This is a genomic window from Micromonospora sp. NPDC023644 (assembly GCF_040640115.1).
Lineage (GTDB): Bacteria > Actinomycetota > Actinomycetes > Mycobacteriales > Micromonosporaceae > Micromonospora.
Genome location: NZ_JBFABA010000067.1, coordinates 1 through 25,278, shown reverse-complemented (window position 1 = coordinate 25,278; position 25,278 = coordinate 1). Strand labels below are relative to the sequence as shown.

At 73.2% G+C, this 25,278-nt stretch carries 23 protein-coding genes; 5 read left to right on the top strand and 18 right to left on the bottom strand.

The window, feature by feature from the left end:
* Positions 1-187: hypothetical protein (locus AB0G08_RS27670; protein WP_358093105.1), on the top strand; the 187-nt coding region annotated here is incomplete at its 5' end.
* Here AB0G08_RS27670 and AB0G08_RS27665 read toward each other — a convergent pair.
* Both AB0G08_RS27665 and AB0G08_RS27660 read right to left on the bottom strand, forming a co-directional pair.
* Positions 130-1,302, bottom strand: coding sequence for a zinc-dependent alcohol dehydrogenase (locus AB0G08_RS27665; RefSeq protein WP_358093102.1), 1,173 nt, complete (start codon positions 1,300-1,302; stop codon positions 130-132). The genes AB0G08_RS27670 and AB0G08_RS27665 overlap by 58 nt on opposite strands.
* A gap of 26 nt (positions 1,303-1,328) precedes the next feature.
* The gene (locus AB0G08_RS27660) at positions 1,329-2,282 is read right to left on the bottom strand and encodes an SRPBCC family protein (RefSeq protein WP_358093099.1); all 954 of its coding nucleotides are present in this window, start codon (positions 2,280-2,282) and stop codon (positions 1,329-1,331) included.
* Positions 2,283-2,634: 352 nt separating this feature from the next.
* Here AB0G08_RS27660 and AB0G08_RS27655 point away from each other — a divergent pair, with 352 nt between their 5' ends.
* A complete protein-coding gene (locus AB0G08_RS27655) occupies positions 2,635-3,486 on the top strand; it encodes a CHAP domain-containing protein (protein ID WP_358093096.1) in 852 nt (283 codons plus the stop codon).
* Between the two features lie 92 nt (positions 3,487-3,578).
* On the opposite strand, the gene AB0G08_RS27650 is transcribed toward AB0G08_RS27655, so the two are convergent.
* The 5 genes from AB0G08_RS27650 to AB0G08_RS27630 form a co-directional block, all read right to left on the bottom strand.
* A complete protein-coding gene (locus AB0G08_RS27650) occupies positions 3,579-4,589 on the bottom strand; it encodes a hypothetical protein (RefSeq protein ID WP_358093093.1) in 1,011 nt (336 codons plus the stop codon).
* Positions 4,590-4,944: 355 nt separating this feature from the next.
* Positions 4,945-6,090: a helix-turn-helix domain-containing protein gene (locus AB0G08_RS27645; RefSeq protein WP_358093089.1), complete on the bottom strand. Its 1,146-nt coding sequence runs from the start codon at positions 6,088-6,090 to the stop codon at positions 4,945-4,947.
* The gene (locus tag AB0G08_RS27640) at positions 6,077-6,241 is read right to left on the bottom strand and encodes a hypothetical protein (RefSeq protein WP_358093086.1); all 165 of its coding nucleotides are present in this window, start codon (positions 6,239-6,241) and stop codon (positions 6,077-6,079) included. Before AB0G08_RS27640 ends, AB0G08_RS27645 begins: the two co-directional genes overlap by 14 nt.
* A 111-nt stretch (positions 6,242-6,352) precedes the next feature.
* On the bottom strand, positions 6,353-7,495 hold the full coding sequence (locus AB0G08_RS27635; protein ID WP_358093083.1) for a helix-turn-helix transcriptional regulator: 1,143 nt from the start codon (positions 7,493-7,495) through the stop codon (positions 6,353-6,355).
* A gap of 129 nt (positions 7,496-7,624) precedes the next feature.
* Positions 7,625-8,176, bottom strand: coding sequence for a YciI family protein (locus AB0G08_RS27630; protein WP_358093081.1), 552 nt, complete (start codon positions 8,174-8,176; stop codon positions 7,625-7,627).
* A gap of 99 nt (positions 8,177-8,275) precedes the next feature.
* Between AB0G08_RS27630 and AB0G08_RS27625 the strand changes: the two genes are divergently transcribed.
* Positions 8,276-9,151, top strand: a complete 876-nt coding sequence (locus AB0G08_RS27625; RefSeq protein ID WP_358093078.1) for an alpha/beta hydrolase — start codon at positions 8,276-8,278, stop codon at positions 9,149-9,151.
* A 30-nt stretch (positions 9,152-9,181) separates the two neighbouring features.
* Here AB0G08_RS27625 and treZ read toward each other — a convergent pair whose 3' ends face one another.
* Genes treZ through glgX form a run of 3 tightly spaced genes read right to left on the bottom strand, consistent with a single transcriptional unit; the run spans position 9,182 to position 15,355 of the window.
* On the bottom strand, positions 9,182-10,915 hold the full coding sequence (gene treZ, locus AB0G08_RS27620; RefSeq protein ID WP_358093075.1) for a malto-oligosyltrehalose trehalohydrolase: 1,734 nt from the start codon (positions 10,913-10,915) through the stop codon (positions 9,182-9,184).
* Positions 10,912-13,236 carry a malto-oligosyltrehalose synthase gene (gene treY / locus AB0G08_RS27615; RefSeq protein ID WP_358093072.1) on the bottom strand — a complete coding sequence of 775 codons (2,325 nt, stop codon included), beginning with the start codon at positions 13,234-13,236 and terminating at the stop codon, positions 10,912-10,914. Before treY ends, treZ begins: the two co-directional genes overlap by 4 nt.
* A 1-nt stretch (position 13,237) precedes the next feature.
* Positions 13,238-15,355, bottom strand: a complete 2,118-nt coding sequence (gene glgX / locus AB0G08_RS27610; RefSeq protein WP_358093068.1) for a glycogen debranching protein GlgX — start codon at positions 15,353-15,355, stop codon at positions 13,238-13,240.
* A 332-nt stretch (positions 15,356-15,687) separates the two neighbouring features.
* Between glgX and AB0G08_RS27605 the strand changes: the two genes are divergently transcribed.
* Positions 15,688-17,079, top strand: coding sequence for a glycosyltransferase family 4 protein (locus AB0G08_RS27605; RefSeq protein WP_358093065.1), 1,392 nt, complete (start codon positions 15,688-15,690; stop codon positions 17,077-17,079).
* Between the two features lie 139 nt (positions 17,080-17,218).
* Here AB0G08_RS27605 and AB0G08_RS27600 read toward each other — a convergent pair whose 3' ends face one another.
* From AB0G08_RS27600 to AB0G08_RS27580, 5 genes are all read right to left on the bottom strand, one after another.
* Positions 17,219-17,599, bottom strand: a complete 381-nt coding sequence (locus AB0G08_RS27600) for an SH3 domain-containing protein (RefSeq protein ID WP_358093062.1) — start codon at positions 17,597-17,599, stop codon at positions 17,219-17,221.
* A 239-nt stretch (positions 17,600-17,838) separates the two neighbouring features.
* Positions 17,839-19,122, bottom strand: coding sequence for a citrate synthase (locus AB0G08_RS27595; protein ID WP_358093059.1), 1,284 nt, complete (start codon positions 19,120-19,122; stop codon positions 17,839-17,841).
* A gap of 382 nt (positions 19,123-19,504) precedes the next feature.
* The gene (locus AB0G08_RS27590) at positions 19,505-21,532 is read right to left on the bottom strand and encodes a sulfatase-like hydrolase/transferase (RefSeq protein WP_358093109.1); all 2,028 of its coding nucleotides are present in this window, start codon (positions 21,530-21,532) and stop codon (positions 19,505-19,507) included.
* 22 nt (positions 21,533-21,554) lie between these two features.
* Entirely contained in the window at positions 21,555-22,979 is a 1,425-nt protein-coding gene (locus tag AB0G08_RS27585) for a methyltransferase (RefSeq protein ID WP_358093056.1), read from the bottom strand.
* A 9-nt stretch (positions 22,980-22,988) separates the two neighbouring features.
* Complete coding sequence (locus AB0G08_RS27580; protein ID WP_165947858.1) at positions 22,989-23,138, bottom strand: hypothetical protein; 150 nt, start codon at positions 23,136-23,138, stop codon at positions 22,989-22,991.
* Positions 23,139-23,325: 187 nt separating this feature from the next.
* On the opposite strand from AB0G08_RS27580, the gene AB0G08_RS27575 reads away from it, so the two are divergent.
* Positions 23,326-23,721: a VOC family protein gene (locus AB0G08_RS27575; RefSeq protein ID WP_358093053.1), complete on the top strand. Its 396-nt coding sequence runs from the start codon at positions 23,326-23,328 to the stop codon at positions 23,719-23,721.
* 96 nt (positions 23,722-23,817) lie between these two features.
* On the opposite strand, the gene AB0G08_RS27570 is transcribed toward AB0G08_RS27575, so the two are convergent.
* The 3 genes from AB0G08_RS27570 to AB0G08_RS27560 all read right to left on the bottom strand — a co-directional run.
* Positions 23,818-24,183 (bottom strand): transcriptional regulator, encoded by a 366-nt coding sequence (locus AB0G08_RS27570; RefSeq protein WP_358093050.1) that lies wholly within the window; start codon positions 24,181-24,183, stop codon positions 23,818-23,820.
* Positions 24,180-24,884 (bottom strand): hypothetical protein, encoded by a 705-nt coding sequence (locus AB0G08_RS27565; protein WP_358093047.1) that lies wholly within the window; start codon positions 24,882-24,884, stop codon positions 24,180-24,182. Before AB0G08_RS27565 ends, AB0G08_RS27570 begins: the two co-directional genes overlap by 4 nt.
* Before the next feature lie 120 nt (positions 24,885-25,004).
* On the bottom strand, positions 25,005-25,278 hold a 274-nt coding region (locus AB0G08_RS27560; RefSeq protein WP_358093044.1), incomplete at its 5' end, for a helix-turn-helix domain-containing protein.

Genomic DNA, 25,278 nt, shown 5'->3' with positions numbered 1-25,278 from the left:
CTTCATCATCAGCCACCGGATGCCGCTGAAGGACGCGGCCAAGGGCTACAAGATCTTCCAGAAGAAGCAGGACGAGTGCACCAAGGTCGTCCCCGGGCCGAGCCGGCCTCCGGGCCCGCCGTTCCCGGCTCAGACCTTGAGGACGACCTTGGTGCACTCGTCCTGCTTCTTCTGGAAGATCTTGTAGCCCTTGGCCGCGTCCTTCAGCGGCATCCGGTGGCTGATGATGAAGCTCGGGTCGATGTCTCCGCGCTGGATGCGGTTGAGCAGCGGCCGGGTGTAGCGCTGGACGTGGCACTGACCGGTGCGCATGATCAACGATCGGTTCATGAACGCGCCCATCGGGAACTTGTCGACGAAGCCCCCGTACGCGCCGATCACCGAGACGACGCCGCCACTGCGGCAGGCCAGGATCGCCTGGCGCAGCGCGAACGGCCGTTCCGTCTCGGCGCGGGCGGCCTGCTTCGCCCGGTCGTACGCGTACACGGCGGTGTTGCCGTGGTGCCCCTCCAGGCCGACGGCGTCGATGCACGCGTCGGGCCCCCGGCCGGCGGTCATCGCGTTCAGCGCGTCGAGCACGTCGGTGTCGTCGTAGTTGATGGTCTCCGCGCCGGTGTGCTCCCGCGCCAGCCGCAGCCGGTACGGGTACCGGTCGATGACGATCACCCGCTCCGCGCCGAGCATCCGGGCGCTGGCGGCGGCGAGCAGTCCCACCGGGCCGGCCCCCCACACGGCGATGACGTCGCCCGGCTTGATGTCGCACATCTCCGCGCCCATGAAGCCGGTGGGGAGCACGTCGGCGAGCATCACCGCCTGGTCGTCGGGCACGTCCTCGGGCACCTTGATCGGACCGACGTCGGCGAACGGCACCCGGGCGTACTCGGCCTGGCCGCCGGCGTAGCCGCCGAGCAGGTGGGAGTAGCCGAAGATGCCGGCCGGCGAGTGCCCCATGATCTTCTCGGCCACCCCGGCGTTGGGGTTGGAGTTCTCGCAGACCGAGAAGAGGCCACGCTGGCAGGAGGAGCAGTGCCCGCAGGCGATCGGGAACGGCACCACCACCCGGTCGCCGGGGCGCAGGTTGCGCACCTGCGGGCCGACCTCCACCACCTCGCCCATGAACTCGTGGCCGAGGATGTCGCCCTTGCGCATGGCGGGGATGTAGCCGTGGTAGAGGTGCAGGTCGGAGCCGCAGATCGCGGTCGAGGTGATCCGCACGATCGCGTCACGCGCGTTCATGATGGTCGGGTCGGGCACGTTGACGACCTTGACGCTGTCCTTGCCCATCCAGGCGGTGGCCTTCATCGTTCGTCCTCTCGGGTCGCGGGCGGTCAGCGGCGGGCGATCCGCAACGGCTGGGCGGGGCGTTGCATGACCTGCTGGCGTACGGAGATGCCGTCGGGGCTGCCCTCGGAGCGGACCACCTCGCCGGTCTCCACCACCTGCTTGAACCGGCGCAGATCGTCACGGACCTGCTGCTCGGGCTCCTCGCCGAAGAGCTTCGCCACCGCCCGGCCCAGCGCACCGGCCGGCGGGGCGTAGCGCAGCCGCACCCGCACCTCGGTCCCCCGGTCGCCGGGCGCGGGCACGAACCGGACCCGCCCGGCGTTGGGCACCCGGGTGCCGGGCAGCGACCGCCAGGCGAGCGACCGGTTGGGCTGGTCGTCGACGATCTCCGCGTCCCACTCGACCCGACGGCCGGCCGGGCCCCGCGCGATCCAGTGCGAGCGGCGCAGGTCGTCGGCGCGCACCGACTCCAGGTGGGACATGAACCGGGGCAGGTTCTCCAGGTCCCGCCAGAACCGGTACGCCTCGGCCGGGGAGCGGTTGACGGTGACCGCGACCTCCATGTCGATCACCCGCCGGAGCGCGGCCTGGGCCCGGCCGGCGCGCACGGCGGCGACCAGGTCGACGGCGGCGATGCCGGCGACGGCGGCGGTGGTGAGGGCGACCCGCCGGCGGCGCTCGCCGCACCGGTCCGCCCAGGCCCGGGCGAGCAGGGTGAGGTCCATCGCGTCGCCGGCCACCCGGGTCCACGTCCAGCCGGCCGGCCGGCGGCCACCGAGCAGGCCGACCGCGTGGACCAGCTCGCGGGCGCCCACGGCCGGAATCACCGCGCGCGCGGCGGGTGAGTCGTCCACGCCGGTCAGCCGGGCCACCGCGCGCGGGGCGAGCAGCCCGCCCGCCCCGAGGGCGAGGCTGACCACGCCCAGCAGCCGGGGCAGTCCGGTGCCCCGGCCACGTCGTCCCCGCTGATCCAGCATCATCGGATCGGTCTCGTCCACGTCGCACCACCGTCAGATCGTCCTGACCCGCCGCCGGGGCGGTCCGGCGGCGGGAATCCGCCACGCCTGACGCTATGCCCGTGAATCGCCCCACGAACCCCGAATCGACACAGAACCCCACCCCGTCGTCGGTGGGCTCGCGCCTTGCGGCCGGGCCGGCCGTCGAGCGCCGCCGGGTGCGCCACGTCGGCCGGCGCCGGGTGGGTGCGGGCGGGCGCGGCGGTCGCCGTACGGGCCGTCAGTCGGCGGCGGGCCCTGGCCGGCAGGTGGGCGCGGGCGGCCACAATTCAGGGGTATGGCACTTGATCGATGGCTTGTACGGTGGTTCCCTCCTCACCCACCCAGGAGGGACATGAACATGCCCAGGGTCACCGTCCGCGTCCTCGGCGCCCTCAGTGCGAGCGTGCTCAGCGCGACTCTCGGCGTCCTGGCGGTCGCCGCGCCCGCCCAGGCCGCGGCCCGCGACGGAAGCTGCAACACCGGCGAGTTCTGCTACTACTACAACAGCGACCACGCGGGCTCGGTCTCCGATCACGCCGGATCGCTGGCCGACTACGGCTCGGCCCAGCCGGGCTGCTACGAGTTCAAGGGCGCCGGCAGCGGCCGGGGCCAGTGCATCAAGAACAACGCCGCTTCGGCGTGGAACCGCACCGGCAGGACGGTGCGGGTCTACTACAACACCGGCTACAACGGCTCCCACGCGTACCAGGACTTCGCGCCCGGGGCGAAGAAGAACCTCAACTCCACGCTGAAGAACAACAACGCCTCCCACCAGCTGATCACTGCCGGAGCCAGCTACCCGGCCAGGGACGACTACCCGTACAAGGGGCAGACCTCGGGCATCGACCCGTGGAACTTCTACAAGGGGCAGTGCACCAGCTTCGTGGCCTGGGCGCTGCGCAGCCGGGTCGGCGTCGCCTTCCACAACCAGTACAAGGGCCAGACGCGGTGGGGCAACGCCAAGGAGTGGGTGGCCGCCGCCGGCCGCGCCGGCGTGCCGGTGCACAACAGCCCGAGGGCCGGTGACGTCGCGGTCCGCCTCGGCGGCACCTACGGGCACGTCGCCTTCGTGACCCGGGTGAACGCGAACGGCACCTTTGAGATCGATGAGTATAACTACGTCTCCGCCGACAGGTACAGCCACCGGACGGTGACGGTGGGAACCGCCAACAACCAGTTCTCCAAGTTCATCCGCTTCAAGTGACCCGCCGCCTCCGGCGGGAGCCTTCCCGTCGATAACGGGCACCACCGCGCAGAGCCCCGGCCGATGGCCGGGGCTCTGCCATTTACGTACCTTTACGCCGGGGAAAGGCCTTCCGCGAAGTCGTAGAGGCTCTTGATGTCGTTGTCGAAGTACGGGCCGTCGAATTGGCCGTTGCCCGGATTGTCGCCGTGGCTCACGACGCTGTTGATGAATCCGAGGCCATTCTGGTCGTTGTATTCCTGCAGCCAGGGACCGCCGCTGGATCCGTAGGTCATGTTGCACCACATCCGGATCTGCTCGCCGCCGGCGTGCCACGTGCCGCTCTGGCAGAAGTACTGGCTCTCGCCGCCGCCCAGGTTGGACGGGTAGCCGAGGGCGGTCATCAGGGAGATGTTGTAGCCCCAGTTCCAGCGCATGCCGTGGCCGCCGACCGTCTCCACGACCTTCAGGCCCCAGTTACCGCCGTTGTGCATGATGGCGATGGCCATGTCCTCGTCGAAGCTGCTGTTGTTGATCCACGCGGTGCGGGCCGTGAGCTGGTAGGCCACGAACGTGCCGAACGGCCTCGCCCCGTCGCGGTACCGCGGCACGAACTGCCAGTTGCTGTACCACTGCCCGCCGGCACCCTGGTGCACGCAGTGCCCGGCGGTCATGACCAGTCGCGCCTTGCCGCTGGCGACCGCGCTGGCCGAGCAGGAGGCGCCACCGCCGCCGGGGGTCGTGAAGTAGACCTTGCCGACGACCGCCGACTCGTTGAGCTGGATGCCGACGTCGTCACCGCTGGCGACGCTCGGCTGCACCGGCGCGAGCGAGCCCGCCGGCCCGTCGGGCTTCGGCGCCGGGCTCAGCGCTTCGGTGGCGTTCGCGGGCTTCGCGAGGTCCAGGTCGACGGCGCTCGCCATCCGTTCCGGCGTCCAGAACGCGGCGACCTCCTTGGCGATCGCCTCGTTGGTGATCGCACGACCGTCACTGGTGCGGGCGACGGTGGTGGTGTTGCCGTTCCTGTCGGCCTTGGTCGGCTTCGCCTGGGCGACCGCCGGGGCGGTCACGACCAGCGCGAGCGCCATGCCGGCCATTGCGGACCAGCGCAGGGTTGATTTCAAGTGCTCCCCCTTTTTCTCGGGAACCCGATTTGGGCCACCGAAACTTATCGATCACCTCGCATTGATCGCAACGCATTGGAATGACAGGTAGTTGACACTTTCCCTTTTGGGACCGAGAACATCAACAGCACGACGACAAACAAACCGTGCCCAATTCGACCAGAAGCCTCGGTATCGGCCGCGCAAATCCCATCTCCGCAAAGTGCACCCTCTACGGCTTGACAGCGCCCGCCGTTGTCGACAAATGGGAATTGCGAATCCGGCAGCCATGGCATCCGCTCGCGGGCCGGCGACCCCGACGGAACGGGCCGGTCCGTGACGGCCCGCACGCCGTGCTGGCGGGGGCGGATCGCGCTCAGCGGGTCAGGCCGACCAGCGTCGCCAGGCGCGCCACGCCGGCCGGCGCCGGGTGGGCCCGGGCGACCTCGGCGATGACCGTACGCGCCACAGGCCGGCACCGGACCTCGGCGGGCGCGACGGCATCCGCGTCGACCAGGACGCGGGCCGCACCACGCAGGTCACCGGCCTGGAGGTACGCCCGCGCGGCGTCCACCAGGTACGCGGCCCGGTACTCGGCCGGCAGCCGCCGCCACGCCTCCCCCCGTACCGCCGTCTCGTGCCGGCGCACCGCCTCCCCGGCGTCCCCCCGCTCGACAGCCGCCACCACCCGGGCCGCCTCCACGGCGCCCGGCCCGAAGCCGGTCCGGTGCGGGTCGTCCCCGGCGACCCGCACCGCCACCTGGACGGCCCGCTCGATCAGCTCGTCGCTGCGGCCGGTGTCGCCGCAGCCGGCGGCGGCGAGCGCGGCCTGGAGCAGCAACGCCCCGTGCACCGGCTCCGACGCGGGCGCGACCCGACGCGCGGCGGCCAGCGTCGCGACCAGCGCCAGCCGGTCGCGGCCCAGCGCGCGCAACGCCTGCCCGACCGACACGGCCGCCGCCCCCGCCAGCACCGGATCGCCGCCCGCCACGGCCACCGCCCGGTCGGCGGCCAGCCACCCGAGGTCGGCCTCGCCGAGCTTCACGAGCACCGACGAGGTGATCCGGTACGCCTGCACCAGCAGCCCCGGCTCCTGCGCCCGCACGCCCTGCGCGGCGTGGAGCAGCCTCGGCAGCAGCCGCACCACCTGGGCGTAGTGCGCGTGCTGGTACGTCAGCCAGGCGTGCGCGACGTGCCGGCCCGTCTCCGCCACGGACCCGGCCGACTGGCGGACGTCGTAGCGCGCGAGGGCGGCCCGGATGCCGTCCACCCCGTCCGGCGGGCCGCCAGCGATCGGCGACGGCGCGCGGTGCTCGCCGAGCAGCACCAGCGGATCGACGCGCAGCACCCGCGCTATCTCCTGGATCACCGGGTACCGGTCCAGCGGGCGCACGCCCCGCTCGGTCTTGTCCACCCAGCTCTTCGACCTGCCGAGCCGGTCGGCGAGCATCTGCTGCGTCATCCGCCGCCGCGCCCGCCAGCGCGCCACCCGGCGACCGATCGGTTCGTCAGCGCTGGTCACGCCGCCACCGCCGGTCCGGCACCGCCCGGGTGGTCTCCTCCACCGGTACGCGCTCCGCCTCGGCCTGCGCGAGCAGCCGCTGCTTGGCGGCCTCCCGCTCGGCCGCCTCGCCCCGCTCCCCCCGGCTCTGCGCCGACTCGTCGATCCCCATCTGCACCTCCATCGATCGGGGCGCGACAGCAGATCGGAGCACCTTCCTGTCGCCGTCACCCACGGTCATCGTGTGCTGGGCAGTGGTGGCAGAGCAGGCGAAACGCGTCCGCTACGGCATCGCGGACAGGCCGAGCCGGTGGGCCGCCTCAGCCACCTCATGAGACAGTTGTCGGGAGGCGGCGGCAGTCGCCATGGCGTCGGCCGTCGCCAAGGTCTCACGGGCCATCGTCGTCTCACCATCCTGCGCCTGCGCCACAGCGAGATGCACCAGGTTGCGACCGTGCCAGTCCGCTCCGCTCGCCTCCTCGCTCACTCCCGCGACACCGGCCGTCAGCAACGCCAGCGCCCGTTCGTTGGCGCGGCTGTCGGTCTCGCCGAGGTATCGCCAGACGATTCCCTGCTGCACCGCGAAGAAGGACGGCGTGTACCAGTAGCCCCACGGGGACAGCGGTTCTTCCGCGGCCTGGGCCGACACGTCCAATGCCTCGGACAGGCGAGCGAGCACCTCGGAGGTGCCGGCGCCGGCCATGGCGAGGCCCCTGGCCTCCTGGCCGGCGCAGTAGGCCCGCAGCGCCGCGTTCACGCTCTGGTCCCGGCGCGCGGCTTGAGAGAGCCTGACCATCGCGGGCAGATCGCAGCGCAGCTCCGCCTGGTGTCCCTGAAAGGACAGCACGGTCGCGACGAGATCGCTGTTGCCGGCCTCGGTCGCCCAGTCCAGCGCCCTCGCGTGCCACACCGTTGCCGCACGTTCCTCTCCCCGCGCGATGCTCAACCAACCCGCGAATTGTGCCCACTGCGCCGCCATGTCGAGCACACTCGGCCGCACGTCGTGCCGGGCGTCCCTGAGCAGACAGGCAACGGTGTCGAGATGGGCGCGGACCGGCGCCATGATCGGCCCGGAGCCGATGGCGTCCTCCAGCCGCCGGTAGCCGGCCAGCAGGCCGGCGAGCGCTCGCACCGTGGCGTGGTCGACCCGGCGAGGATGCGCCGTCACGTACGCCAGGCGCTCACCACCATCGGGCGCGTCTACGACCAGCCGGGCCAGCGCTCCTTGCGCCGCAAGCGCCTCATCGAGTCGGGCCGCCACGTCCACAGTCGGCTTCGTCTGCCCTACCTCCAACTGGTGCACGAGGCTCTTGCCGTGATTGACGACGGCGGCTAGCTGCCGCAGCGACATGCCGCGTGCCTCGCGAAGCCGTCGCAGTTCAGCGGCGAACCGCGGGTCGACGATCGTCCTCGCGCGTGGGGGCACGGCAGCACTCCTACGTCCCTTGACCAGCAGCCACTACAGACCGATACCCTACGGTCATCGACCGTACTCCTCGGTCCGAGCCAAGGGCACAGGCCTTGCGGGTGCACAGATCAGCCTGCGCCCATGGGGTCATGACGGGCGTCCGCCGAACGCCCAGTTGTGGACCTCGATCTCGGCGTAGCGGTCGGAGGTCAGCAGGCCACGCGCCTCGTCCGGGTCCTCCGCCCGGATGAGCGCCGCCGTGCCCAGCCAGGTCGCGCCGTCGTCGGACAGCAGCGGCCCGTACGCGATCAGCTCGTTCCGGTCCGAGCGGGCGTCGGGGTCGGCGGCCGGCCCCGTGCCCAGACCCAGCACCAGGTACCGGTCGCCGCCGGTCCGGCCGCCGGGGAAGTCCCACATGGTGCGCCCCAGCGTGTTGCGCCACCGACGCAGCAGCACGTCCCGGTAGGCGCCGGCCTGGTAGTTGGGCTCGTCGAAGGCGAACGCCCGGGCGGCGGCGGGATCGGGCAGGTCGACGAGGTGCACGCTGCCGGTGGGGGTTCTGCCGTCGGGGGCGAACGTCGGCCCACGCGCGATCATCTGCGCCGCGTACCGGTCCATGTAGGACCAGTGCTCCTCGCGCAGCTCGGTCCGCAGGGGCAGGGAACCGCGACGGTCGCGGTGGTAGCAGAAGAACTCCATACCGCAGATCCTGGCGTCGACGCCGCAGACCGGTGCGGGTGGGTGCCACTTTCCGCCCTTGCACCCGTTCTGTCACCCGTCGGTCGTAGGCTCGCCGGCATGACGACGACAGACACCCGCACCCTCGCCGCGCCCGGCGTCGACCTGGTCTACGACGTGCGCGGTCCGCTGTCGGCCCCCGGCGGGCACCGCACGCTGCTCATGGTCGGCCAACCGATGACGGCCGAGGGCTTCGGCGCGCTCGCCGCCCACTTCACCGACCGGACGGTCGTCACCTACGACCCCCGCGGTCTGGGCCGCAGCGTGCGCTCAGACGGCCGGTCGGACCACACGCCGCAGCACCAGGCGGCCGACCTGCACCTGCTGATCGAGGCGCTCGGCACCGGCCCGGTGGACGTCTTCGCCAGCAGCGGCGGCGCGGTGAGCGCGCTCGAGCTGGTCGCGTCCCACCCCGGCGACGTCGCCACGCTGGTGGCGCACGAGCCGCCGATCAACGCCGTGCTCCCCGACGCGGAGGCCGCCGAGCGTGCCCGGACCGGCTTCTACGAGGCGTACCAGGCGAAGGGCACGGGCGCGGGCATGGCCGCGTTCATCGCGATGACGTCCTGGCAGGGCGAGTTCACCGACGCCTACTTCGCCCAGCCCGCGCCCGACCCGGCGGCGTTCGGCCTGCCGACCGAGGACGACGGCTCCCGCGACGACCCGCTGCTCTCGAAGAACTCCTGGGCGGTCACCGACTACCGCCCCGACGCGGCGGCGCTCACCGCGGCGCCGACCCGCATCGTGATCGCGGTCGGCGAGGAGTCGGCGGGGACGTACACCGCGCGTACGGCGGTCGCCACCGCGGCGCTGCTCGGCCAGGAGGCCGTGGTGTTCCCGAGCCACCACGGCGGCTTCCTCGGCGGCGAGTTCGGCTACGCGGGCAAGCCGGCCGAGTTCGCGGTGCGGCTGCGCGAGGTGCTGGACGCCGGCTGACGGTCGCGGGCCGCCGCCGACGGGCGCCGCTCAGAGCGCCACGATCGCCGCCGTCTCCGCCGGCAGCTCGATCCGGTCACGCATGACCGTGACGCCCTCCCCCGTGGCCAGCAGCACCCGGCGCGCCGCCCCCGGCAGCGTGATCCGCTGCGGCTTGGCGGCCAGGTTCGCCGCCACCAGCGTCTCGCCCCGGCGCATCACCAGGAACTGGTCGCCGGGGCGTACGTCGACGGCGTGCAGCCTCGGGTCGGACAGGTCGGGGCGGCTCTTGCGCAGCGCGATGAGCCGCTTGTGGAACTCGTACATCTCGCGGTGTTCGGGTTTGTCCAGTTCGGCCCAGTCGAGCCGGGATCGGGCGAAGGTCTGCGGGTCCTGCGGGTCCGGCACGTCGCCCTCCGGCCAGCCGTGGGCGGCGAACTCCCGCTTGCGGCCGGTGGCCACGGCGGTCGCCAGCTCCGGCTCCGGGTGGCTGGTGAAGAACTGCCACGGGGTGCTGGCGGCCCACTCCTCGCCCATGAAGAGCATCGGGGTGAACGGCGCGGTGAACAGCAGCGTCGCGCCGACCCGCAGCAGCCCCGGGGAGAGGGTGGCGGAGATCCGGTCGCCGGTGGCCCGGTTGCCGATCTGGTCGTGGTTCTGCAGGTACGCGACGAACCGGTGGCCCGGGGTGCGCTGCCGGTCCACGGGCCGCCCGTGGTGGCGGTTGCGGAAGCTGGACCAGGTGCCGGCGTGGAAGAACCCGCCGGTGAGCACGTCGGTGAGGCACTCCAGCGAGCCGAAGTCGCCGTAGTAGCCCTGCCGCTCGCCGGTGAGCAGGGTGTGCAGGGCGTGGTGGGCGTCGTCGTTCCACTGGGCGTGCAGGCCGAAGCCGCCGGCCTCCCGGGGCGTGATCAGCGTGGGGTCGTTGAGGTCGGACTCGGCGATCAGCGACAGCGGCCGGCCGAGGTGGGTGGAGAGCGCCTCGACCTCGACCGCCACCTCCTCCAGCAGGTGGGTGGCGCGCGAGTCGGGCATGGCGTGCACGGCGTCGAGGCGCAGCCCGTCGACGTGGTAGTCGCGCAGCCACATCAGCACGCTGTCGACGATGTAGCGGCGCACGCCGTCGGAGTGCGGGCCGTCGAGGTTGACGGTGCGACCCCAGGTGTTGCTCTGCTCGGTGAGGTACGGCGCGAACATCGGCGCGTAGGCCCCGGAGGGCCCGAAATGGTTGTAGACGACGTCGAGGATCACCCCCAGACCCTTGGCGTGGGCGGCGTCGACCAGCCGTTTCAGGCCGTCCGGCCCGCCGTAGGGCTGGTGCGGGGCATACCAGCAGACCCCGTCGTAGCCCCAGTTGTGCTCACCGTTAAAGGCGTTGACCGGCAGCAGCTCGATCATGTCGACGCCGAGGTCGACCAGGTGGTCGAGGCGGCCGATCGCGGCGTCGAAGGTGCCCTCGGGGGTGAACGTGCCGACGTGCAGCTCGTAGAGGACGCTGCCGGGCAGCTGCCGGCCGGACCATTCCTGGTCGGTCCACTCGAACGCCGCGTGGTCGTAGCGTCGGCTCGGCCCGTGCACGCCCGCCGGCTGCCAGGCCGACCGGGGGTCGGGCAGCGCCCGCTCGTCGTCGTCGAGCAGGAAGGCGTAGTCGGTGCCGGGGCCGGCGGCGGGCACCTCCACCCGCCACCAGCCGTCCGGGCCGGCGCGCATCTCGTGGTCGGCGACGCCCGGCAGGCGCAGCCGGACGCGGGCGGCCTCCGGCGCCCACACCGTGAACTCGGTCATGACGAAGCCTCCACGGACTCGGTGGTGGGAGCCAGCAGCGCGACGGGATAGGTGGCCAGCAGGTCGGCCAGGGGGGTCTGCCCGCCACTGTAGGACCGGCCCGTGAACAGGTCGGTCACCTCGTGAACGGGAAGTGACAGGGTGGTGTCGCCCCAGCCGCCGGCGCGGGCCAGGCCGAGCGGCAGCCGGGTGGCGACCGCGACCGCGCCGCCCCGGTCGAAGGCGAGCGCGTGCCGGCCGGCGCGCCCGTGGGCCGGCACCGGCCGGTAGCCGGTGAACAGCTCCGGGCGGGCGCGGCGCAGCCGCAGGGTCCGCGACACCACGAGCAGCTTCGCCGCGCCGCCGGCGTCGACCGGCGGGGGCGGGCCGGCGTCGAGGCGGGCCAGCAGTTCCCGGCGTACGGCGAAGTCGACCGGGCGGCGGTTGTCCGGGTCGACGAGCGAGTTGTCCCACAGCTCGGTGCCCTGGTAGGTGTCCGGCACCCCGGGCATGGCGAGCTGCACCAGCTTCTGCCCCAGCGAGTTGGACCAGCCGGCCGGGGCGATCTCGTCGGCGAACGCGGTCAGCTCGGCGTGCAGCTGCCGGTCGTCGTACATCGCGTCGACCACGTCGTGCATGGCCCGCTCGAAGACCGGGTCTGGGTCGGCCCAGCTCGTGGCGGCGGACGCCTCCCGGGCGGCCTTCTCGGCGTACGCGTGCAGCCGCTCCCGCTCGATCGGCCAGGCGCCGACGGCGGTCTGCCAGAGCAGGTGCGCGAAGGCCGGGTCGGGCAGCGGCGCGCGGGCCGTCCACCGGGCGACGAGGTCGGCCCAGCGCCCCGGCAGCTCGCTGAGCACGGCCAGCCGCGCCCGGACGTCCTCGGAGCGCTTGGTGTCGTGGGTGGAGAGCGTGGTCATGCTGGCCGGCCAGCGCACCTGCCGGGCGGCGGCGAAGCGGTGGAACTCGGCCGGCGGCACGCCGAAGTGCGCGGGGCTGCCGCCGACCTCGTTGAGCGCGACGAAGCGGCTCCACCGGTAGAAGGCGGTGTCCTCCACCCCCTTGGCCATCACCGCGCCGGTGAACTGCGGGAAGCGCTTCGCCAGCTCGTCGTCGGGGTCGCGCAGGCGGCGGGTGAGCGCGTCCAGCGCGCCGGTCAGGTCGGGGCGGCGACGGCCGGCCTCGGCGCGGGCGGCGGCGAGGTGCCGGGCGCCCTCGGGCGGGTAGCCCCGGTAGACGGCGAAGGCGGCGGCCAGCTCGGCCAGCGCCGCCCGGGCGGTGTCGCGGTCGACGTCACCGGCGAGCGCCGCGAGCCGGGTCAGTTCGGCCGACAGCAGCCGGGTGGCCGCGGCGAGCTTGGTGTCGTGGGTGAGGTCCTGCCAGGAGGTGTGCCGGCCGACGAGGTGGGTGTCCAGGGCGGTGAAGTCGCCCTCGGCGTCGGGGTCGACGAAGAGCCCGCAGACGGCGGCGAGCGCGTCGTAGCCGGTGGTGCCGTCCACCGGCCAGTCCGGCAGCTCCTCGCCGTACTCCAGGATCTTCTCCACCACCAGCCACGCGTCACCGGCGGCGGCGCGCAGCCGGGCCAGGTAGGCCGAGGGGTCGCGCAGCCCGTCCGGGTGGTCCACGCGGATGCCGTCGACCTCGCCGGCCGCCGCCCACCGCAGGACCTGCTCGTGGGTGGCGGCGAAGACCTCCGGGTCCTCCACCCGCAGCCCCGCCAGGTCCGAGACGGCGAAGAACCGGCGGTACGTCAGCTCGGCGTCGCCGCGCCGCCAGGAGACCAGCTCGTAGTGCTGCCGGTCGTGCACCTCGCGGGGGGTGCCGTCGCCGGTGCCGTCGGCGACGGGGAAGCGGTGCTCGTGGTAGCGCAGCTCCCCCTCGGCGAGCTTGAGGTCGTCCAGGGCGTCCGGGGAGTCGGCGAGCACCGGCAGCAGCAGCCGGCCGCGGTCCCAGTCGACGTCGAACCAGCTCGCGTACGCCGAGTCGCGGCCCCGCCGCAGCACGTCCCACCAGGCGGGGTTGGCGGCGGGCACGGCCACCCCGGCGTGGTTGGGCACGATGTCCACGACCAGGCCGAGCCCGGCGGCGCGCAGCGCCCGCAGCAGCCGCTGCCGGGCCGCCTCGCCGCCCAGCTCCGGGTTGACGGCGCGGTGGTCGACCACGTCGTAGCCGTGCGCCGAGCCGGGGGTGGCGGTGAGCAGGGGCGCGCTGTAGAGGTGGGTGACGCCGAGGCCGGCCAGGTAGTCGGCGAGTTCGGCGGTGGCGTCGAGGTCGAAGCCGGGGCGCACCTGCACCCGGTAGGTGGCGCCCACCCGGGGCGCGTCGGGTCGAGGGGTGGTCGACATGTCAGGCCTTCCTCTCCAGCACCATCACGCACCGGTCGGGCACGCAGAGGGTGCCGCCCGCCTCGACCACCGTGGTCTTCTCGGGTTCCGGTTCCGCGGTGCTGATCACCAGTTCCCAGCGCGGGCCGAACTCGGGGCCGGGCACGGTGAAGTCCAGCGGCGCGTCGTGGGCGTTGAAGCAGAGCAGGAAGGAGCCGTCCACGTGGCGCTGGCCGTACGGGCCGCGCTCGCGGATGCCCTCGCCGTTGACGAAGAGCGCGACGGCGCGGCCGAAGTCGTTGCCCCAGTCCTCGCCGGTCATCTCCCGCCCGTCGGGGGTGTACCAGGCCAGGTCCGGCAGGGGCTCGTCGACCAGCCGGGAGCGCACCGGCAGGCCGGTGAAGAAGCGCCGGCGGCGGAACACCTGGTGGCGGCGGCGGAAGTCGACGAGCTTGCGGGTGAACTCCAGCAGGTCGGTGTCGGCGGCGTCCCAGTCGACCCAGGCCAGCTCGCTGTCCTGGCAGTAGGCGTTGTTGTTGCCGTGCTGGGTGCGGCCCAGCTCGTCGCCGTGGCCGATCATCGGCACGCCCTGGGAGAGCACCAGGGTGGCCAGGAAGTTGCGCCGCTGCCGGGCCCGCAGGGCGCGTACGGCCTCGTCGTCGGTGTCGCCCTCGACGCCGCAGTTCCAGGACCGGTTGTGGCTCTCCCCGTCCCGGTTCTCCTCGCCGTTGGCCTCGTTGTGCTTGTCGTTGTAGGAGACCAGGTCGCGCAGGGTGAACCCGTCGTGGCAGGTGACGAAGTTGATGCTGTGGAACGGGCGGCGCCCGTCGTCCTGGTAGAGGTCGGCGGAGCCGGAGATGCGGGAGGCGAACTCGGCCAGGGTGGCCGGCTCGCCGCGCCAGAAGTCGCGCACGGTGTCGCGGTACTTGCCGTTCCACTCGGTCCACACCGGCGGGAAGTTGCCCACCTGGTAGCCGCCCGGCCCGACGTCCCACGGCTCGGCGATCAGCTTGACCTGGCTGACCACCGGGTCCTGCTGCACGACCTCGAAGAAGGTGGAGAGGCGGTCGACCTCGTAGAACTCCCGGGCGAGGGTGGCGGCGAGGTCGAAGCGGAACCCGTCGACGTGCATCTCGGTCACCCAGTACCGCAGCGAGTCCATGATCAGCTGAAGCGAGTGCGGGCTGCGGACGTTGAGGCTGTTGCCGGTGCCGGTGTAGTCGACGTAGTAGCGCCTGTCCTCCTCGCTCAGCCGGTAGTAGCTGGCGTTGTCGACGCCCTTGAAGCTCAGCGTCGGGCCGAGGTGGTTGCCCTCGGCGGTGTGGTTGTAGACCACGTCGAGGATGACCTCGATGCCGGCGGCGTGCAGCGCCTTGACCATGCCCCGGAACTCCTGCACCTGCTGGCCGAGGTGCCCGAGCGCCGAGTAGCCGTGGTGCGGGGCGAAGAAGCCGATGGTGTTGTAGCCCCAGTAGTTGCGCAGCCCCAGGTCGGTCAGCCGGTGGTCGTGCACGAACTGGTGCACCGGCATCAGCTCGATGGCGGTCACCCCGAGCTTCGTCAGGTGTTCGATCATCGGCGGGGAGGCGAGGCCGGCGTACGTGCCGCGCAGCTCCTCGGGGATGTCCGGGTGACGCATCGTCAGGCCGCGCACGTGCGCCTCGTAGATCACCGAGTGGTGGTAGGGGATGCGGGGCGGGGAGTCGTTGCCCCAGTCGAAGTACGGGTTGACCACCACCGACTTCGGCATGAACGGCGCCGAGTCGGTCGTGTTCATCCGCTCCGGGTCGCCGTGCTCGTAGTCGTAGACGGCCGGGTCCCACCGCACGTCGCCGTCGACCGCCTTGGCGTACGGGTCGAGCAGCAGCTTGGCCGGGTTGCAGCGCAGCCCGTTCGCCGGGTCGTACGGCCCGTGCACGCGGTAGCCGTAGCGCTGCCCCGGCTCGATGCCCGGGATGTACGCGTGCCAGACGTACGCGTCGACCTCCCGCAGCTCGACCCGCCGCTCGGCCCCGGTGTCCCACTCGTCGAACAGGCACAGCTCGATCCGCTCGGCCACCTCGGAGAAGATGGCGAAGTTGGTGCCCATCCCGTCGTAGGTGGCCCCCAGGGGGTACCGCTCACCCGGCCAGACCTGCATGTCGCTCCTTTGCAAGATCATGAGCGCGCACCGCACCATGAGCGCACCACACGGCGGGGGCCGGCGGCGCGCGTGCGGGGTATTGCCCCGCGCGCTCCGCCACCAATCCACCCATTCGGCCGACGACCGATATCCACCCGACTGATGCGAGCTGGACCTTCGGGTGTCGTCCGTCACCTTGGCCCCTTTCGAGGTGCGGGATCGGCCCGCATGCCCTTTGCTTGTTCGCGGGGCGCGCACGCGCGTCTCCAGTCGGCCCCTCGGCCACCCCCACCACTCGTTCTGCCGTCACCGTTGCCGGCGCGTTCCACCATGCATGGACGGAGATTGATGTGACGACCCTGCGGGTCGGCGAGCAGCCCACCACCACCCCGGGCCGGGTCCACCGGCCCACCCTCACCTCCCGGCCCCAGATCCCGACGGCGGCCGGACCGGGCACGCCCCCGCAGACCCGCCGCATCCTCATGCTCTCCTGGGAGTACCCGCCGGTCCTGGTCGGCGGCCTCGGCCGGCACGTGCACGCCCTCTCGGTCGCCCTGGCCGCCGCCGGGCACGAGGTCACCGTCGTCACCCGGCACAGCGAGGGCGCACCCCTGGAGGAGTACGCCGACGGCGTCCGCATCGTCCGCGCCGCCGAGGACCCGGTCACCTTCCCCCTGGCCACCTCCTCCCTGCTCGCCTGGACCATGGCGTTCAACCACACCCTCACCCGCGCCGCGCTGCGCGCCACCGAGGCCGGCTCCTACGACGTCGTCCACGCCCACGACTGGCTCGTCGCGCACACCGCGATGACCCTGCGCGAGCACCTGGACATCCCGCTGGTCAGCACCATCCACGCCACCGAGGCCGGCCGGCACCAGGGCTGGCTGCCGGAGGAGATGAACCGCACCATCCACGGCGTCGAGCACTGGCTGGCCGGCGAGTCGGGCCGGGTGATCGTCTGCTCCGGCTACATGCGCGACGAGGTGACCGGGCTGTTCGGCGTGCCGGCGGGCCGGGTCGACGTGGTGCCCAACGGGGTGGAGCCGCACCGCTGGCGGGTCCCGGCCGCCGCGGTGGCGCAGGCCCGCGCCCGCTTCGCCGGGGACGGGCCGCTGGTCACCTTCGCCGGCCGGCTCGTCTACGAGAAGGGCGTGCAGCACCTGATCGCCGGGCTGCCCCGGCTGCGCGAGCGGCACCCCGGGCTGCGCGCGGTCATCGTCGGCGACGGACCGTACCGCGGGGAGCTGGAGGCCGAGGTGCACCGCCTGGGCCTCGGCGGCACGGTCAGCCTGCCGGGCTTCCTCGGCGGCACCGACCTGCCCGCCGTGATGGCCGCGTCGGACTGCTTCGCCGTGCCGAGCATCTACGAGCCGTTCGGCATGGTGGCCCTGGAGGGCGCCGCCGCCGGCGCGCCGCTCGCGGTGTCGGCCACCGGCGGTCTCGCGGAGATCGTCGAGCCGGGGGTGACCGGGATGACCTTCCGGCCGCACGACCCGGACGGGCTCAGCGACGCCGTCGACGCGCTGCTGTCGGACCGGGACCGGGCGCGCCAGCTCGCCCGCCGGGCCCGCGTCATGGTGCACGAGCGGTACGGCTGGTCGGCCATCGCGCAGCGCACGACCGCCGCCTACGCGGCGGCGATCGCCACCGCGCCGGCCTTCGCCGCCGAGCGGGTAACCCGGGGCCGCGCCGTGCCGTCCGTCGCCGAGGGCAACCTGCTGGCCGCCGCCGGCCTGCGCTGACGTCCCGACCCCGGTTCGTCGCGATCATGGAGTTGTGGTCCCGCGCAGGCGGGATGAGTGCGGCTCAGACTCCCACCACGACTCCATGATCGCGATGGCTGTCGCGGGGCCGTGCTGACGCCCGCGACAGGCGGACCGGTCAGCAGTCGATGTACGACCCGCCGTCGTCGAGGTAGTGGTCGAACACCCAGCCCGAGTAGGTCGGGCCGCCGTTGCCGTACCGCACGTGGGTCCAGCCGTTCCAGCCGTTGATGGTGTCGCCGTAGCCCTGGCAGTCCAGGGTCACCCAGTGCCCGTCCGGGATCCGGGTGACGATCCCACAGCTGGTGTGCGGACCGGTACGCAGGGCCAGGCCGGTGCTTCCGGCGTTCTGCACCTGGTTGCTGCCGTAGTCCTTGTCGGACCAGGCGTGGCTACACGTCGCGCTCGCCGGCGCGGACGCGACCGCCACGAACCCGGCCGCCGCGACCAGGGTGAGCGCCGCCTGAGCGAGCGCGACGACTGGCTTGGATCTCCGCATCTCTTACTCCCCGTGGTCTACCGCCGCCATTTGGGTGAGCGGCTTCGGAGATCATAGGAGCGTAGATCCACAGATGCAAGATCGTGGATGAATTACCGCCTGCCTCCCCGCCTACCGGCGGGACTGCCCGCCGAACCGCCGCACTCCGGTGCTGTCGTGGGAGCACCCGCCGAGGGCGGAACGGCGGCAGGCCGCCGACCCGGGTGGATCGACGGCCTGCCGATGCCGTGGAGTGGCCGTCAGCGCTGCTCGAACGGGGTGTACGCCCGCTCGGGGGCACCGGTGTAGACCTGCCGCGGGCGGCCGATCTTGGTCTCCGGGTCGTTGATCATCTCGCGCCACTGCGCGATCCAGCCGGGGAGCCGGCCCAGCGCGAAGAGCACCGTGAACATCTTGGTCGGGAAGCCCATGGCCTTGTAGATCAGGCCGGTGTAGAAGTCCACGTTCGGGTAGAGCTTGCGGGAGACGAAGAACTCGTCGGCGAGGGCGATCTCCTCCAGCTGCATGGCGATGTCCAGCAGCGGGTCGGGCTTGGCCATCCGGCCGAGCACGTCCTGGGCCGCCTTCTTCACGATCGCCGCGCGCGGGTCGTAGTTCTTGTAGACCCGGTGGCCGAAGCCCATCAGCTTCACGCCGTCCTGCTTGTCCTTCACCTTGCGGACGAAGGACGCGACGTCGCCGCCGTCGGCCTGGATCTTCTCCAGCATCTCCAGCACGGCCTGGTTGGCGCCGCCGTGCAGCGGGCCGAAGAGCGCGTTCACGCCGGCCGAGACCGAGGCGAAGAGGTTGGCGTTGCTGGAGCCGACCAGCCGCACCGTCGAGGTGGAGCAGTTCTGCTCGTGGTCGGCGTGCAGGATGAACAGCATGTCCAGCACCTTGGCCATCACCGGGTCGACCTCGTACGGCTCCGCCGGCACGCCGAAGGTCATCCGCAGGAAGTTCTCCACGTAGCCCAGCGAGTTGTCCGGGTACAGCAGCGGCTGGCCGATCGACTTCTTGTAGGCGTACGAGGCGATGGTGGGGACCTTCGCCATCAGCCGCACGGTGGACATCTCGACGTGCGAGGCGTCGAACGGGTCCAGGCTGTCCTGGTAGAAGGTGGAGATGGCGCTGACGGCCGAGGAGAGCACGGCCATCGGGTGCGCGTCGCGCGGGAAGCCGTCGAAGAAGCGGCGCATCTCCTCGTGCAGCAGCGAGTGCCGGCGGATCCGCTCGGTGAACTCGGTCAGCTGCTGCTGGGTCGGCAGCTCACCGTAGATCAGCAGGTAGGAGACCTCCAGGAAGGAGGACTTCTCCGCGAGCTGCTCGATCGGGTACCCCCGGTAGCGCAGGATGCCCGCGTCGCCGTCGATGTAGGTGATGGCGGACGAGCAGGCCGCGGTGTTGACGAAACCGGGGTCGTACGTCGTCATCCCGGTTTCCCTCAGCAGCTTGCCCACCCCGATGCCGGCGGGGCCCTCGACCGCGGATTGCACCGGCATCGAAAGCTGCCCACCGGGGTGATCGAGCTTGACTTCCGTCATGTTTCCCTCGCTTCGCCGGCAGATCTGCGTTGAATTGCCTTCGCTTTTACCGTAATCACGGTCGAGGAGATACCGCCCGTCGTGGTTCGACGGTGAGGCATGCGTCACCCGTTTCCCGACCAGCGAGTCGGGAAACCCGCGCAATCCGGGCGCGCCGGAGCCGACGAGGCATGGGAACGCTACCCCCCGCCCCCTACCCGCCCCCGCCCCCATCCACCCCGTCGCGCCCCCGTCCGCCCCGCCCTCGCGCGGTGATCATGAGGTTCGCGCCTCGGGTAAGCGCGTTCCCGGACGCAAACCTCATGATCGACGGCACCGGGCGGGCGAGGAGGCGGGGGGGCCAGGAGAGGGGCCAGGAGGGCCGGGAGGGCCAAGGGGCGGGTCAGGAGAGGGTCAGGTGGAGGAGGGTGCCGTCGGGGGCGACGCGGTAGACGTCGAGGCGGTTCGCGCCCGCGTGGAAGAGCCGGTCGTCGGCGAGCAGGGCGGCGAACCGGCGCCCGCCGGCGTCACGGGGGACCACCGGGACGACCGCGCCGACCCGGCCGTTGACGGCGATCGCCAGCGACGTGCCGTCGGGTACCTCGTCGGGCACGTCGCCCCAGACGGCGGCAGGCAGCCGCCCGGCGTCCGGGTCCACCGCCCCGAACGCGGCCAGGTCGCCGACGCGGGCCGTGCCGCCCGCCGGGCGGTCGCCGACGGCGGTGCCCACCAGCGGATGGGGCGCGGGCGGCGCGACCGGGGCCGGCACCCCGCCGGCGATGGGGGTCGGCTGGCCGGGGCGGTCGTAGAAGACCTTGCCCGCGTCGGCGCGCGGGGCCTGCCGGGCGGACCGGCCGTCGACCGGCCACGGGAGCCGGACGGCCGCCTCGTCGGCGACGGTGGGCAGCAGGTCGACGTGCTGCCAGTTCCGGTCGTCGATCCGCCCGGCGCGCTGGCCGGGGGTCTTGACGAACGTCGGCACCCAGGCGACCTCGCCGGGGGCCGTCCGGATGGCGTCCATCCCCCGGCCCTGGGCGCCCCGGGTGAAGCTGACGCCGTGGTCGGCGGTGACCACCAGCAGGGCCTGGTCGTAGAGGCCGCCGGAGCGCAGGGTACGCAGGGTCTGGCCGATCAGCCGGTCGGTGTAGCCGAGCTGCGCGAGGTGCCGCCGGCGGGCCAGTTCCGCCCAGCCGTCGCCGTCGTTCGGCAGGTCCCCCGGGGCGTCGTAGCGCACCCCCGACGGCAGGTACGCCCACGGCGAGTGCGGCATCAGCAGGTGCAGGAAGTGCAGGGTGGGCCGGGGCGCCGGCCGCAGCCCGGCGAGGAAGCTGGTGAACCGGGCCGGCTGGTTGTCGTCCAGGCTGTCCCAGCGGAACTTCGGGTCCGCCGGCACCGGCTCGGCGGCGTCGATGCCCGCCTCCGCGCGGGTCCGCTCGCGGTACGAGTCCTCCGGGTCGGCGCGGCTGTCGACCGGGGCGGTCACCTGGCGCAGCAGCCCGCCGGCCTGCCGGATGAGCACGCCCATCCCCTGTTCCGGGCTGACCGGCTGCTCGCAGCGGCTGGGCGGGCAGAGCCGGGTGATGCTCTCCTCGGCGCGGACGTCGTACAGGCCGCCGAGGGCGGTGAAGAGGTTGTCCGGGTACTGCGAGTAGTGCGGCGCCGCCGCCCGCTGCGGGTACCGGCCGGTGAGCATCGCCGGCAGCGCGTAGGGCGTCCAGCCGCTGACGCCGGTGGCGTTGCGGTACCAGGTGGAGCCGGCGGCCAGCTCGGCGAAGTGCGGGAACCGGGCGGCGTCGATCCGCCCGTCCGGGCCGAGCAGGGACACCAGGGGCAGCTCGTCGAGGACCAGCACGACCACCGGCGGATGGTTGCCGGGCCCGGCCACCCCGGCGGCGCCGCCCTCGCCCCGGGGCAGCACCACCGTCGAGGTGGGCGAGACGAACACGAACAGCCCCAAGAAGAGCAGCGGTCCGGCCGCGGCCAGCCGCAGCACCCGCCCGGGCGCGCGCCACCGCCGGTGCGCGGCGGCCCCGGCGGCCCCGGCCACCGCGGCGAGCAGCAGCAGCGGTACGCCCCGCAGTGGCGTGCCGTGCCGGCCGACCTGCACGGCCAGCGCGGCGAGCAACAGGCCGACCAGCAGGGTGTGCGTCGCCGACCGGGCGGTGCGTCCGGCCAGCCGGGACAGCGCGCCGAGCAGCGCCACGGCGGCGGTGGGCACCAGCGCGACCAGCGCCACCAGCAGCATGATCTCCCCGCGCTCGGCCCGGTGGAACAAGAAGAAGTCGGGGCTGCGCCCGAGGACGTCCAGCAGCGGCTGGGTGACCACGAGCCCGACCAGCCCCACCACCTCGGCCGTCCGGCCCAGCTCCGTACGCCAGCCGCCCGGCCGGCCACCGGAGGCCCGGTCGCCCGGCGGCCGGTCACCGCACACGCGGTCCGGCCCGGACGCCGGCTCAGCCACCCACGACCGCCGCGTAGAGCGTCCGGGTGCCCGAGGGCAGGTCGAGCCGCCGCGCGATCCGGCAGCGCGCGGCGAGCAGCCGCTCGAACTCGGCCGGCCGGTAGTCGGGGAAGAGCCCCTCGGGCTTGTTGGCCAGCAGCCGGCGGGCCATCGGGTCCTCGGGGTGGACGAACTCCACCACCACGCGGGCGGCGGGGGCGGCGAGCCCGACGAGCCAGTCCAGCACCTCGGGCAGCGGCACGTTGCGCCCGATCGCCAGGTGGTGCACGACGGCCAGGGCGAGGACCGCGTCGGCGCCGGCCCGGTCGGCGAACGAGGCCCGCTCGACGCCGCGCCAGCCGCCGCCGGGCGACGGGTCGGCGAGGTCCATCACCAGGGGCAGGATCCGCCGCTCCCCCGCCGCGCGGAGATCACGGTAGAGCCCGTCCACCACGCCCGGGTCCTGTTCGACCGCGACGACGTAGTCGGCGTGCCGGGCGGCGAGCCGGGCGTACCGGCCGTCGTTGGCGCCGAGGTCCAGCGCCAGGCGGGGCCGCGGCCCGTCGGCCAGCGCCTCGGCCACGAAGCGTTCCTTCGCGGCCCGGTCGTCGGCGGTGTAGGCGCAGGTGCGCTGGTAGTCGACCCAGTGGCTGGCCGCCGGGCGGGGCTCCAGGCGGCGGACCAGCCTCTCGATCCCCCGCACGGTGGCCAGCGCCAGCTCGCGGGAGTAGCCGGCCGCCCGCAGCTGGGACCGGACGTCGGCGGTGCTGGCGCGGGCGTTGCGCCGCTGCATCGCGTCGTGCAGGTGCACGTGGGTGGGCACGCCGGGCAGCAGCCGCCGGGCGCCGCCGAACAGCCGGCGCATCTGGTCGGGCTCGATGCCGTCGACCCGGGCGCGCAGCCAGGGCTGGAAGTCCAGCCCGAGGTGGGCGCCGAGCAGCAGCGGGTAGAGCATCGTCTGGCAGAACTGCCGGTACCCGGCCCAGGGCTCGCCGTCGCGGGCCGGGGTGAACGAGCCGACGTCGATGAACACCGGTTCGGCGCCGCGCCACTGGAGGTTGTAGGCCGAGCCGTCCTTCGTGGTGAACCCGGCCGGCAGCGCCGCCCGCAGGATCTCCAGGTGCAGCAGCGCCGCGTCGCGGAGCATGGTGAAGGACCACTCGTACGGGTGGGAGACGAACGGGATGCGCTCGTGGCGGAGCACGGCGGCCCACCGGTCGCCCGACGGCACGGCCGGCGACTCGACCGCCTCGGTGCCGCACACCTTGCCGGCGGCCAGCAGCGGCGGGAAGAACTCGCTGGCGGTCAGCGCCCGCCACTCCCCGGCGGCCTGCTCGTCCAGCCCGCGCAGCACGTCGCCGTCGAGGTGGAAGACCCGGTTGGCGGGGTCGCGGAAGGAGCCTGGCTCGGTGCGCAGACCGGTGCGGGAGTTCGCCATCGGCCGGGGTCAGCGCTGGTCGGTGGGCTGGCGGCGGAACCGGTCGACCAGTCGCCGCCAGTAGAGCTTGGCCGCCACCGCGGCGCCGGCCACCCCGCCGACCACCGCCTGCACGATCAGGCTGCCGGACCCCGCGTCCAGGTAGGCCAGGTGTTCCACCGACCGCTCCTTCCCTCGCGTCTCGTGACCGGCGTACGCAGGCAGGACCCCTTGGGGCATTTGCCCGGAAAGCCGGACTTGTCTGACACGCTACGCCGATCGTCCGGGCCGTGAAGGCCACACCGGCACTCCGTCCGCCGTCCGTTTCGTTCAAGACGCGCGCCGGGGACGCCCCTACCTTGGGGCCATGACACCGACACTCGACCTCATCGGGATGGTCACCAGCGACCTCTCCCGTTCCCTCGCCTTCTACCGGCGGCTCGGCCTCGACATCCCGGCCGACGCCGACACCGCGCCGCACGTGGAGGTCGTCCTGCCCGGGGGCCTCCGGCTGGCCTGGGACACCGCCGACACCGTCCGCACGTTCGACCCGGACTGGCGGCCCGGGGGCGGCGGCGGGGCCAGCCTCGCCTTCCGGTGCGCCGACCCGGCCGAGGTGGACCGGCTCTACGCGGAGCTGGTGGCCGAGGGCCACGAGGGCCACCTGCCCCCGTGGGACGCCTTCTGGGGCCAGCGGTACGCGGTGGTGCGCGACCCGGACGGCAGCGGCGTCGACCTCTTCGCCCCGCTCCCGGGAGCCTGACCGGGTGTCAGGCAGGCGTGGGTCGGGCGAGGAACCGCACCTGCGGAAAGGCCGGGTCCGGGCCGTCGCGCAGGTGTCGGCGGGTCGGTGCGGTGGTCATCGGCCCTCCGAGGGGTGGCTGGTCTCGACGCGGGCGATGAGCTGCTTGAGTTGGGCGATCTCTTCGGCGAGCGCGAGGCTGCCGGCGGGGGTGAGGGTGATCCAGGTGCGACCGCGCCGACCCTCGTAGCCCTTCTCGACCGCGATCAGGCCGGCCGCCTCCAGCACGCTCAGGTGCTTGGAGAGGTTGCCGGCGGTCAGGCCCAGATGGATACGGAGGAAGCCGAACTCGACCCTGCGGGCCTCGTGCGCGATGGTGAGGATGCCGAGCCGCACCCGTTGGTGCACCACGTCGTCGAGCGCGGTGACCGGATGCGCCGGTGTGGTCCCGTCCGGCGCCGAGGCGTCGACGGGGCCGGTCACCGGGGCCGCCGCAGCCGCTGCGCCAGCACGAAGCCGGCGCCGCCCAGCAGCAGCACGCCGCCGCTGATGATCAGCATTGGCGCGTCGTGCCACCGGCCGCCCCAGTGGGCTCCCCAGCCGAAGTCGACCGGCACCAGCACCACCGCCAGGTACCCGAGGGCGAAGGCCAGCAGCGCGGGGTGCCGTTCCAGCCAGGCCAGCACCAGCAGGGCCAGCCCGATCCCGCCGGTCGGCGTGAGCAGTCGGAACAGCACCTGGACGGACCCGGGCGGGTCGAGCAGTTGCGGGTCGGGGACGATCCACGCACCGGCTCCAGCGGCGAGGGCGGCGAACAGCACGACGGTGAGCGCGACACCGGTGAGCACGTACGGCCGCACCCGGGCGCCCACTCCCCGGGCCCGGGCGACCCGCAGGTAACCGCCGGCGATCACCACGTACGCCAGGGCGAGCGCCGCCAGCCAGTAGAGCTGCGGGACCGGTTCCCAGATCCTGCACACCTGGTCGCCGTCCACCGCCCGGCAGTCGCTGACGACCGTGGGACCCCACCCGGAGAACGGAATCGCGCCGAAGGTCACCACGGCCAGCACCAGCAGCGGCAGCCACGTCACCCGCCGGGCCAGACGAACCCGGCGCGCCAGGCCGCGCGCCTCGGCCAGGAGCCGGCGGGGATCGCCGCCGGCGGGAACCACATCTGAAGTCATGCCAACAGGTTTCCATAGCAAACCTATTGGCGCTAGCCCCAATCGCGAATCGACGGCAGCTCGTGGCGGCGCACGATCCGGCGTCGCTCGGGGTCCGGAACGGGTTGAGGAACAACCCGCTCAGTGGGACAGCAGGGCCGTCGGCGGCACCCCGGCCAGGTCGCGTACGTCCCGGGTCAGGTGGGCCTGGTCGGCGTAGCCGCAGCGGGCCGCCACCTCGGCCAGCGGGGTGCCGGCGCGGGCCAGCGCCAGCGCGCGCCCCATCCGCAGGATCCGGGCCAGGGTCTTCGGGCCGTACCCGAACAGGTGCCGGCACCAACGGTGCAGGGCGCGCGGGTCGAGGCCGGCCGCGGCGGCGGTCGCGGCCACGGTGGCGCCGGCGGCCAGCGCGGCG

Bases quoted from the DNA above. Each gene is read 5' to 3' on its own strand.
- AB0G08_RS27565 (WP_358093047.1), bottom strand. From the start codon at position 24,884: ATGACTTCAGATGTGGTTCCCGCCGGCGGCGATCCCCGCCGGCTCCTG.
- AB0G08_RS27575 (WP_358093053.1), top strand. From the start codon at position 23,326: ATGACACCGACACTCGACCTCATCGGGATGGTCACCAGCGACCTCTCC.
- glgX (WP_358093068.1), bottom strand. From the start codon at position 15,355: ATGCAGGTCTGGCCGGGTGAGCGGTACCCCCTGGGGGCCACCTACGAC.
- AB0G08_RS27600 (WP_358093062.1), bottom strand. From the start codon at position 17,599: ATGCGGAGATCCAAGCCAGTCGTCGCGCTCGCTCAGGCGGCGCTCACC.
- AB0G08_RS27640 (WP_358093086.1), bottom strand. From the start codon at position 6,241: ATGGGGATCGACGAGTCGGCGCAGAGCCGGGGGGAGCGGGGCGAGGCG.
- AB0G08_RS27655 (WP_358093096.1), top strand. From the start codon at position 2,635: ATGAACATGCCCAGGGTCACCGTCCGCGTCCTCGGCGCCCTCAGTGCG.
- AB0G08_RS27630 (WP_358093081.1), bottom strand. From the start codon at position 8,176: ATGGAGTTCTTCTGCTACCACCGCGACCGTCGCGGTTCCCTGCCCCTG.
- treZ (WP_358093075.1), bottom strand. From the start codon at position 10,915: ATGACCGAGTTCACGGTGTGGGCGCCGGAGGCCGCCCGCGTCCGGCTG.
- AB0G08_RS27625 (WP_358093078.1), top strand. From the start codon at position 8,276: ATGACGACGACAGACACCCGCACCCTCGCCGCGCCCGGCGTCGACCTG.
- AB0G08_RS27585 (WP_358093056.1), bottom strand. From the start codon at position 22,979: ATGGCGAACTCCCGCACCGGTCTGCGCACCGAGCCAGGCTCCTTCCGC.
- AB0G08_RS27595 (WP_358093059.1), bottom strand. From the start codon at position 19,122: ATGACGGAAGTCAAGCTCGATCACCCCGGTGGGCAGCTTTCGATGCCG.
- treY (WP_358093072.1), bottom strand. From the start codon at position 13,236: ATGTCGACCACCCCTCGACCCGACGCGCCCCGGGTGGGCGCCACCTAC.
- AB0G08_RS27665 (WP_358093102.1), bottom strand. From the start codon at position 1,302: ATGAAGGCCACCGCCTGGATGGGCAAGGACAGCGTCAAGGTCGTCAAC.